This is a genomic window from Nostoc sp. (assembly GCF_036917155.1).
Taxonomy (GTDB): domain Bacteria; phylum Cyanobacteriota; class Cyanobacteriia; order Cyanobacteriales; family Nostocaceae; genus Nostoc.
The window spans coordinates 1-10,730 of record NZ_JBALDZ010000172.1 but is presented as its reverse complement, the minus strand read 5'-3'; the positions used below and the strand labels follow the sequence as shown (position 1 = coordinate 10,730).

Genomic DNA, 10,730 nt, shown 5'->3' with positions numbered 1-10,730 from the left:
ATGGCGTCAGCCACGATGTTTCAATGTGTCCTTGTACAAATCCCCTGATTTTAATTATGGGGATTTCCCTGTTGCCTGTTGCCCGTTCCCTGTTGCCTTTTAACAGATAGCTACTAAATATCTATACCAACAAAATACTTTTAATCATTGTTGCAGCTAACTTTTTTGGTAAAACAAGTGCTGCTTTGGTAGCTAGTACAACAAGGCAAAAGTAAAAAGTAAAAAGAAAGAATACTTATACCGCAAGCTTTTTATCCATTTAGGATGGTAGGTCTATTTCCGCCGTGATGTACTAGTAAGCTAATCGGCATTCAAATTGCATAATCAGGGCGCTCATGTTGCCCACCCCACAAGATATTGAGAAAATTTTGAGATGCAAATTAGATATGTTTTAGCTTAAACAGCGATCGCATCCAGAAGTGCTTATAACTAATTCGCCCACACAATGCACACATAATTCTTTATTTGTATAAAAATATATATAAACTTTTATGATATCAATAAAAAAATTGATTTAACATACGCCTAATGATAGATAGATTTTATCAAAAAAACAGTTTAGATTTGTAACAAGTTACACAGAACTAGGTAAAACACATGGCCAACATAATTGACACTGCCACTAACAATGGTTCTTTCAAGACACTAGTTGCAGCAATCGAAGCGGCGGGTCTGGTAGATACACTCAAAGGTGATGGCCCATTCACCGTCTTTGCACCCACTGATGCAGCATTTAATAAGCTTCCAGCAGGTACAGTAGACGCATTACTGAAAGATATTCCTAAGCTCAAGAAAATCTTGACCTATCATGTTGTTTCAGGCAAAGTACTGGCTGCTGATGTAGCTAAATTGAAGACAGCTAAAACAGTTGAAGGTTCAGATGTCAAAATTGACGCTTCTAATGGCGTTAAGATCAATGATGCAAAAGTTGCAACAGCAGATGTTGCTGCTGATAACGGTGTCATCCACGTAATTGACACAGTTTTGATTCCTGCATAAGCAAGCGTCAGAATAACGAATGCTATTTCTGGGGCGGCGACTACCTATAGTCGTTTCTTAATTACAGTCTGGTTGGATGTTTTTTAGTAAATACCAACTACCAACAAATCCATCTAGAGAGTATCTAGATGGATTTGTTGTTTCATGCATGTAGAGACGTTGCAATTGCTAGTACAACACAGCGTAATTAAATTTTTAGTTTTGCCAAACCTAAGTAACGGATACCTTCGGGGGAAATATCAAAACGGCAAGGTAATACTTCTAAACCGAGAGCGATCGCATCCCGTAATAATTTACCATATATAGGATCTGTGCGATCGCCAGGGGAGAACTCGATACAATCACCGCGATTGATAAAGTAAAGCATCACTGCGCGAGTTATAGGCAGTAGCGCCATTAGTTCTCGCAAGTGCTTTTGCCCTCTTGTAGTCTCCGTATCAGGAAATAGGGCTAATCTCCCTTCAGACAAAGTTGTATTTTTTACTTCTAAATAAATCGGGCGTTCCTCATCACTCCCCGTCAAGAAAAAATCCACTCGACTTTTTTTGTCTAGTCCATAAACTACCTCGCCCTTAATTTGACTATAATCGCCCAATTCTGGGAAAAGGTGTTTCGCCAAAGCTAGCTTTACCACCCGATTGGGCAAAAACGTATTTATGCCTACCCAAGTCGGCTCGTTGTCATGTACCTGAATTAATTCTAAAGTGTAAGCCAATTTGCGGTTAAGATTATCACTTTTGGAAAGCTGTACCGCACTTTGGGGAGTCGATACTCCAGTCATTGGCCCTGTATTGGGACAGTGTGCTGTCACTATCTCGCCAGAAGTAAGTTGAACATCTGCAAAAAACCGCTTGTAACGCTTGAGTAGAATGCCAGAATACAAAGGTGGGTAACGGTAAAGCCAATCTATCATTATGGAACCTTGTTGCTGCTAGTAAATATATAGATATAGCAGCGATTGTTTCGGCTGACATTTAATTCTCAAACAATATTAGCGCGATGCCTACGCTCTCTTTTTCGGTGCGTTATCTTACCGTTAACGCACCTAATGACACAAAAGCTACTTAGGTAAAATCTGCCGCAGCGCTGCTAAAAGTTGGTCAACACTTTCTTTACGACTATTAAAGCCCATCAAGCCGACGCGCCAAACAAGACCCGCGAGTTCGCCAAGACCACCGCCAATTTCAATATTATGTTCATTGAGTAACTGTCGTGCGATCGCTTTACCATCTACCCCGGCTGGAATGCGGACAGTGGTCAACGTTGGTAGTCTATATTCTTGCTCAACGTGCAAACTCAGTCCTAAGTTTTCCAACCCTTCCCAGAGATACTCTACGTTCTTTTGATGCCGCTGCCAGGAATTTGCTAATCCCTCTTCTGCCAGCAAGCGTAATGCTTCCCGCAATGCATAGTATAAATTAATGGGTGCTGTGTGGTGATAGGTGCGTTCAGTGCCCCAATACTTGCCCAGTAACGACATATCCAAATACCAGTTTGCAACCTTTGTTTGGCGCTGTTGCAATTTCTCAACTGCACGCGCACTCATCGTAAAGGGAGAAGCACCTGGCGGGCAACCCAACCCTTTTTGACTGCAACTATAGGCTAAGTCAACTCCCCAAGCATCCAAAAACAAGGGGACACCACCCAAACTTGTCACCGTATCCACCAGCAGCAAAGTACCAAATTCACGACACAAATCAGCTACCCCTTCCAAAGGTTGACGTGCGCCGGTGGAAGTTTCAGCATGAACTAGAGCTAAGATAGCTGGACGATGATTTTTTAAGGCAGTTTGCAGTTCATCAAGGTTGAAGACTTGTCCCCAAGGTTTGGTAATGGTTCGCACATCAGCACCATAACGTCCAGCCATATCGACAAGGCGATTACCGAAGTAACCAGTTACACCAATTAAAACCACATCATCGGGTTCTACAGCATTGGCGATGGTTGCTTCCATTGCAGCTGTTCCCGTACCGCTAACTGCAATGGTGAGTGAGTTTTCTGTTTGCCATACATAGCGTAGCAACGACTGAATTTCATCCATGAGTGCGAGAAAAGTTGGGTCAAGATGCCCAACAGGTGAGGTATTCATCGCTTGGAGAACTGTGGGATGAGCATTGGATGGCCCAGGTCCTAACAGTAGACGGGATGGGATTTCTAGCGGTGTGAGTTGCAAGCGCCCAGAATCGTTAATTGAAATTGTTTGCGTCATAATCTGTCTTCGCCTAGACGATACTTACAGGATCATATAGGAATCCGATTTCATTCCTGAACTTACTTACTTGCGTAGGAAGAGAACTCTTAACTGGGAACAGAACAGAGGCGAATAGATGTGTACTGAGGTTTTTCACGCAATCCGATTTAATTCCTATATATGAACGAAAGGAATAGATGTATACTGAGTTTTTTATAAGAAGAATTCAGAATTCAGGAGTCAAAATTCAGTATGAATTCTGTACGAGTGGGTAATAGACATCTGGTGAAAATGAATGTAGAGACGTAGCAGTGCTACGTCTCTACAAGGACTCTGGATAACGCATATTTAATTTCTGGAGATGTCTAATGAATATTGGTTAAAACCGTACTTCGTCCCGCTACGCGCTTTCGCCTCTGGTGGGCGAAAAAAATTAAAATATTCTCGCCTGAAAACTCTATCCCTTTATGGGTAGAGTATTCTGAATTCTGTTAGCGCAGCGGGGCGTAGCACATTCTGTATTCTGACTCCTGTTTTATAAAGATTTCAGGTACTTTCTATGCCCGAAATTTCTCAATCATCCTGAATGAAATTAGTGTATTTACTGAGGGGAAGGGTTTATTTTATTCCTAGATTAAACGTAACTACCATGAATTACCTGCAAAAATTTTCATTTCTACTCAATATCAGGTTTTTTCAAAAATCAGATACGAGTCCTATATATAATAATTTGGTGTGGTATTTCACCGAAAATTACGAATTTGTTAAACTCTGCGATCGCCATATTTGTGAAACTTAATTTATTTAAAAACTTTGACTCCCGACCCCGACTAATCATTGCTGTCGGACTCGCTGTATTAGTTTCAGTAATCCTTCCCCATTGGCTACACTTACCCACTCGCATTCTTTGCGCTTGGAACTCTGGTGTTGACTTTTTCTTAGGCATAACCTGGTGGAAAATGATTAAGGCTAGCCCGGAAAAAATTCGCCGTTATGCTGAGACTGAATATGAAGGACATTTGGCTATATTCATGCTGGTGATTGCTGCGGCTTGTGCCAGTGTTTTAGCCATTGGTTTTTTACTAACTGATAAAAAAGGGTTGTCAACAATTCTACTTATCCTACATGTCATACTTTCAATTATGACCATTGTCGGTTCTTGGCTACTAGTACATACGATGTTTGCAGTGCAATATGCACATAGCTATTACAAATATGTAAATCGTAATCATAGTGAAGAAATCACCGGAGGTTTAGATTTTCCTAATAACGATTATCCAGACTACTGGGAATTTTTATATTATTCTTTTGTAATTGGTATGACTAGCCAAGTTTCAGATGTGGAGACGAAATCGCGCGATATGAGGCGCTTGACTCTGTTACACAGCATATTATCCTTCTTTTTCAATACCACTATTTTAGCGATGAGTATTAATATCATTGCATCGCTGATTTAAAAATTGCTTGACTCAGCCAAAAATATGCGGATACAGAACTCGCTGCTGTCCAGTAATATAAGGTCTTTCCAAATAGTTTAGGACTTGCAGGTTGAGGCGATCGCTCATCTCTTGACGTAACTGACTGGAAACATCATTGACTGCCTTCTGCCCATTCCGCAAGGAAATATATCCCGTTAGCCCAACAGCAGCAAAGATTTGCACAACAAAGGGAACAATCAAGAGCGATCGCAATGGCAAACGGTGAATCAAGCTACGAGCGATGATTTTTTTTGAGGAGGAAGACATGACGGCTGATTCCTATGAACTGGCAATGCCAACGTGTGTTGCCGCCCTGATCATTCCCCAATCAATCACAACATCAACAAACCTAAATCGAAGTTGCTAAATTAACTTGCGTGTTTCCAATCACTGAGTAATTCATACTGTTGTGATATTTTCTGGCATTTGCGGAATGGTACTTTAGGAGTACCAATATTCATGCCAGGAAAAGACTGTTTTTTTGTCTTGGGGGGTCTATTTTCTTGTGTCGTTGAACTGATCTGTTGGGTTTTCATTGGTAAATAAATTTCTGTTAAAACCTGAGCACTAATTTATAACATCAATTGTCAAACGGCAAATTTCTGAAGAGAGATGAATAAATTCAAAATTCAAAATAAAACATATATATAGCGTTTCCAGACCTAGTAAGGTACACCCGTAGGGGCACGGTACTGCCCATTGGTGTCAACTTAAGACCTGGCGAATAGAATTGCCTGCGGCACACTGCGTGTAGCTTGCTTCTGTGCAGGAGTACGCGGCTACACTGGCATTGTCCGGAGAGGCGGACTAAAGTCAAATTAATTGTCCCCAATGAGATTAACGATCGCTGTAGCTAAATCTACCGGATCGACGGGTTTAGGTAAGTGTTTTTGAAATCCGGCTGCCATTGCTTGGTTATAATTAATTTCTCCAGCATAAGCTGTCAATGCGATCGCGGGAATTTGCCCGCCTTGTTCTGGTGGTAATTTTCTCACCTCGCGCAGCAACATATAGCCATCCATTAAGGGCATTCCAATATCACTTAACAGGATATCTGGCAATGATAGCACTAATGTTTGCAACGCTTCATCTGCTGATTCAACTGCTGTTACCGTCGCGCCATATTGTTCCAGCACAAAGCTAAAAAACTCTCGCACATCAGCTTGATCGTCCACAAGCAGTATTTGCACTCCAGCAAGTAATGTGTCGTCATTACTGAGTTCTAGTTGAGAAGCCTCACTACTGCTGACTCGCAACTCAGAATTTTTCAGCAAAGGTAGGCTGACTGTAAAGGTAGCCCCTTGTCCTTCTCCCAGACTCTCTGCTTGAACTGTCCCACCATGAAGTTCTACTAGATGGCGCACAATTGCCAGTCCCAATCCCAGTCCACCAAAGACTCTGGTTGTTTTAGCATCTGCTTGTCGGAAGTAGTCAAAGACGTAGGGCAAAAATTCCGGGCTGATTCCTTTACCTGTATCAATTACCTGGATTTGGGCATCTAACCCAACTTGTTTGAGATGTACTTCTACAAGTCCATCTGTGGGTGTGAATTTCACGGCATTGGAAAGGAGATTCCACATCACTTGTTGCAAGCGATCGCTATCACCGAGAACTTTGCCGATATCATTACTTAATACTGTTTGAATTTGAATTGATTTGGCTTCTGCTGCTAAACGCACCGTTTCTAGGGCAGCTGCGATCGCTACTTTCAAATCTACTGCATAGAGATTTAAGCTAACTTTACCTTGTAAAATCCGCGAAACATCAAGTAAATCTCCAATCAATTGGGTTTGTAACTTGGCATTACGCTCGATTGTTTCCAATGCCCGGATTTTAGTGGCTTCGTCGAACTTGCGGGTTCTAAGTAACTTTGCCCACCCTAAAATCGGATTCAAGGGAGTTCGGAGTTCATGGGAAAGGACAGCGAGAAATTCATCCTTAATCCGGTTGGCTGTCTCAGCTTGTGCCCTGGCAATCTTTTCGGCTTCGTAAAGTTGAGCGCGGGCGATCGCCTGTCCACATTGTTGTCCTAAAGTTAACATAAACCCCCGATCTTCTTGACTAAACTCTTGTTGTGTGGTGAAGCTTAATCCTAGTGCGCCAATTGTTTTGCCCTGAACTATCAACGGAATGCTAGCGATCGCCTGATGCTCTGTGATCCTGAGGGCACTTTCCAAGCTAGGATATTGAGTAATCAAGGCTGCTGGATTTGGCAAAAAGATAGATTGCCCAGTCCTGACTGTTTCGGCTAGTGGCACTGGAGCATTTAAAAGAAAACTTGCCCAAGTGTCTATCTCTGATTGTGGATAACCAATTGCTTGTACAATCTTCAGAGTATTCGCGCCTTCATTAAGTAAGACAACAGAACCAGATGTTGCACCCAAGGCAGAGATGCCTTGATTCACCACCACATCTGCTACCTCTTGGGGAGTTAATGCTTCTGAGAAGGCGCTGGTAATTCTTTGTAACCGCATCATCCGATTGACAGCCCTCTCAGCGGCTTGTTTTGCTTGCTGAGTTTCTTGATAAAGTCTGGCGTTGTCAATGGCTGTCGCTGCCCGTCGGGCGATATCTTCTCCGAAAGCTAAATCTGCCTCTCCGTAATAACGCCCAGAATCGGCTGTAGTAAAAGATATTGAGCCGAATAATTGCCCACGGGAGTAGAGGGGAATTAGCATCAGAGAACGAATCTCTAAACTGGACAGCAACTGATGATGTCCCTCATCTTCGGCGAACCCTGCGATCAACGAGTCCGAAAATTCTGGATGAAAAACGGATTTTCCTTCCTTTAACCTGAAGAAAATTGAACGTCTTCGCTTGGTATTTCTAGGATAACGCCGTTGTATTTCCTCCATGATCTTGGTTTTGATGGGGTAAGCACTAGCGATCTCCAGATTTTGAACTGACTGATCTTCCGTAAAAATATCGACAACACACCAGTCTGCTAGGGTGGGAACGGCTAGATGGGCGACGTTCTTCAAAACGACTTCATAATCTAAGGAAGCAGCTAGTAAAGCGCTGGATTCTAATAAAAATTGTTGTGTGGCTTCTACTCGTTTGCGATTGCTAATATCCTCGATAATCGCTAAAGCATACATTGGTTTACCCTCAGCATCCCAAACTGCTGATGCAGTCACCTTCACCCACACTAGGGAACCATCTTTATGAATGTAGCGTTTCTCTAAAGAATAACCATTGATTTCTCTAGCTAATACTTGTCGAGCATAAAGCCGATCAACTACCAAGTCCTCAGGGTGAGTAATGTCTTGAAAACTCAACTCGATTAATTCTTCCACACTGTAGCCAGTAATCTCACAAAAAGCCGGATTCACCTGGAGAAATTGTCCATCTAATGCAAGTAGGGTAATACCTACGGTGGCCTGATTGAAGATGGTGCGGAATCTTTCTTCACTTTCCCGCAAGGCAACTTCTGTTAGCTTTGCTACTGTCAGGTCTGCTAAAATAATTCCAATTCCTACCGTTTCACCCATTGCATTGTTGACTGGGTAATAGTTACCCAGCCAGTAGCCGTAACGTCCGGGTTGCTCTCTTGTCTCACCGCTGATTTCTACATTCAGCAAGGGTTCTCCAGTATCTAACACGCGTTGTAACTGTTGCTCAAACCCAGCTGCCATCGCTGGTAACACTTCCCTAAATTTGCGCCCTAGATGTTCTTCGATAGTCAAACCGTTAATGTCAGCAAAAACCTGATTAATTCGGATATATCGCAGTTGGCGATCTAAAAAGCATACGGCAACAGGAGCAGCTTCGAGCAGAGCATCCAAAAGAGATAGAGATTCGGCATAATGAACTAAAGCCTGGTGGATATCTCGATAAAGTCGGGAATTTTCTACTGCTAAGGCTGCACGATGGGTAATCTCTGTTGCTAAAGTTAGGTCAGTGCGATCGTAGCGGCGGTCTGATTGAGCGCTGACAAAGCTGATAGTGCCAAGTATTCGCCCTTGTGTGATTAACGGCACAATCATCACAGACTTCATACCTAATTGCCGAACAAGTTCTAAGTGTTCCCGGTTTTGAGTACTTGCGACTAATAGCGAGTCAGATAACTCTGAGATTAATTCACTTTGCCCAGTTTGCAATACTCTAGTAATTGCACTTGCACCCTTGTAATCTGTTGCATACTCTTGAAGTTTACGCGCCAACTCCGCTTTTGATGGGTCTGCATGAGCTATAGGTAGGCGGCGAATGGAACCATCTTCATTTAAAATATCAACGCTACACCAATCAGCAAGTTGGGGAACTGAGATTTTGGCAATCTGTTCTAAGGTTTGTTCATAATCTAGTGAAGTAGAGAGTAAACTACTAATTTGGGCGATATAGCGCAGTCTTTCCTCAGCCTGCTTGCGCTCTGTAATATCGAGAACAAAAAAAGCGCCTCGATCTACAGTCCCTTCAAAATGGCTACCACCTGCCAAAATTGGCAAGCGTGAGCCGTCTTTACGAATATATTCTTTTTGATATGGTGTGCAAAAGAAACTGTCTTGAAATTGATTTAGTGCTTCTTGATCAAGTGGCGCGTATTCTGTAGGAGTTAGGTCTTGCCAATTAATTTTTCCAGAAACTAATTCTTCACGGGTATAACCCACCATATTCAGCAAGGCATCGTTAGCATCTGTAATTCTACCGTCTCTATCCCAGAAGCCAATACCAATCATGTTAGACTCAACTACGCTACGAAACTTCGCTTCGCTTTCGCGTAATGCTTGCTCAGTTTGTTTGAGTTGAGTAATATCAATTGAACTAATGCCCACTCCCAACAACTGCCCATCCGGCAAACACACCGGATAATAGCTGACAAGACCATAACGATATACCCCAGGCGGATAGGTTTCACCGCTCACTTCCTGGTTAAGTAAGGGCTGCCTAGTTTCCATCACTTGCTCGAAAACAGGCTCAATTTGCGCTACCCATTCCGGTAATACTTCCCTAAAGGTGCGGCCAATATGTTGATTTTGCGGTACACCGTTTATAGCAGCCAGGGCTTCATTAGCATAAATGTAGCGCAGTTCAGTATCGAGAAAAGCTAGCGCCACTGGTGAACTAGTAAGCCAAGCATTGAGTAACGCCAGAGATTCGTCTTTTTGCTGAATAGCTTGCTGAAGTTCTTGGTGCAACCTGGCTTTTTCTAGTTCTACTTGCTTGCGTTCAGTAATATTCACACCTGCACAGGTAAGACCCTGAATGCTATTATCTACATCCCTTAGCGGTTCAACTAGCAAATCATAATAACGGTCTTCTCCACAAGCTGTCAGATAAACTTCTTCACGGGCTGAAACGCCAGTCTCTATTACCTTCAGCTTAATTGCCCTCAATTGCTCTGCTACTATAGCTGGAAATAATTCATCATCAGACTTACCTAACATTTCCTCAGCAGTATCTAGACCTTGAGGATTATGAATCCACTGATATCGCAAATCGCGATCTTGTTGAAAGACCACAATATCTGAACTACTTAACGCCAATCGAAATCGCTCTTCACTAACTCTCAACTTCTGTAGATTTTCATCAGCCCGTTTTTTAGCAGTCTTTAATGCCTCACAAATGATACTAAAGAGCAATCCTTGTAATGAAAATAAACCAATTCTTACAGAATTTGATAGGTCAAAACTTAGCTCATAAGCTGGGGGAAGGAAAAAGTAATTGCTCAGTAACGCAGATAAGGAAGTTGCTAAAAGCCCTGATTTCAAACCACCATACCAGGCACTCACCATTACAGCGCTAAAAAATAGCAAAAAAGGAGTTCCACTCATGCTTAACCAGGGGTCTAGCATCAGCATTAGCACTAGTGCAAGCGTGACGATTAATACAACAATGCTATAACGCACTAATTGGGGATAATGAATATGGGGCATGAAAATGTCTTGGAACAACCAATACTTATTGCAGAGGCTGTATATACCCTAAGCTAGTTTGCAAGTTTTAGTAACTTATCTACAGATAGATTTTTAGTATCGGCTCAATAAGTCGGGGTAGCGAATAAAAGTTGCTAACATTCGATTTCATGAGAGTTAACTATATTGTGATAAAGCAGGCATTCTATT

The 10,730-nt window shown here is 42.3% G+C and carries 6 protein-coding genes; 2 read left to right on the top strand and 4 right to left on the bottom strand.

Features of this window, described 5'->3' with window-relative positions; translation table 11 throughout:
- Positions 1-597 precede the first annotated feature (597 nt).
- The gene (locus V7K67_RS23055; protein WP_190875918.1) at positions 598-999 is read left to right on the top strand and encodes a fasciclin domain-containing protein; all 402 of its coding nucleotides are present in this window, start codon (positions 598-600) and stop codon (positions 997-999) included.
- A gap of 187 nt (positions 1,000-1,186) precedes the next feature.
- Here V7K67_RS23055 and sfsA read toward each other — a convergent pair whose 3' ends face one another.
- Both sfsA and V7K67_RS23045 read right to left on the bottom strand, forming a co-directional pair.
- Positions 1,187-1,912 carry a DNA/RNA nuclease SfsA gene (gene sfsA, locus V7K67_RS23050; protein WP_334710515.1) on the bottom strand — a complete coding sequence of 242 codons (726 nt, stop codon included), beginning with the start codon at positions 1,910-1,912 and terminating at the stop codon, positions 1,187-1,189.
- A 147-nt stretch (positions 1,913-2,059) separates the two neighbouring features.
- Positions 2,060-3,208, bottom strand: a complete 1,149-nt coding sequence (locus V7K67_RS23045; protein WP_335168558.1) for an alanine--glyoxylate aminotransferase family protein — start codon at positions 3,206-3,208, stop codon at positions 2,060-2,062.
- Positions 3,209-3,951: 743 nt separating this feature from the next.
- Here V7K67_RS23045 and V7K67_RS23040 point away from each other — a divergent pair.
- Complete coding sequence (locus V7K67_RS23040) at positions 3,952-4,647, top strand: DUF1345 domain-containing protein (protein WP_334733192.1); 696 nt, start codon at positions 3,952-3,954, stop codon at positions 4,645-4,647.
- A 12-nt stretch (positions 4,648-4,659) separates the two neighbouring features.
- On the opposite strand, the gene V7K67_RS23035 is transcribed toward V7K67_RS23040, so the two are convergent.
- Both V7K67_RS23035 and V7K67_RS23030 read right to left on the bottom strand, forming a co-directional pair.
- Positions 4,660-4,935, bottom strand: coding sequence for a hypothetical protein (locus V7K67_RS23035; protein WP_334733193.1), 276 nt, complete (start codon positions 4,933-4,935; stop codon positions 4,660-4,662).
- Between the two features lie 551 nt (positions 4,936-5,486).
- Entirely contained in the window at positions 5,487-10,541 is a 5,055-nt protein-coding gene (locus tag V7K67_RS23030; RefSeq protein ID WP_335168556.1) for a PAS domain S-box protein, read from the bottom strand.
- Between the last annotated feature and the right edge of the window lie 189 nt (positions 10,542-10,730).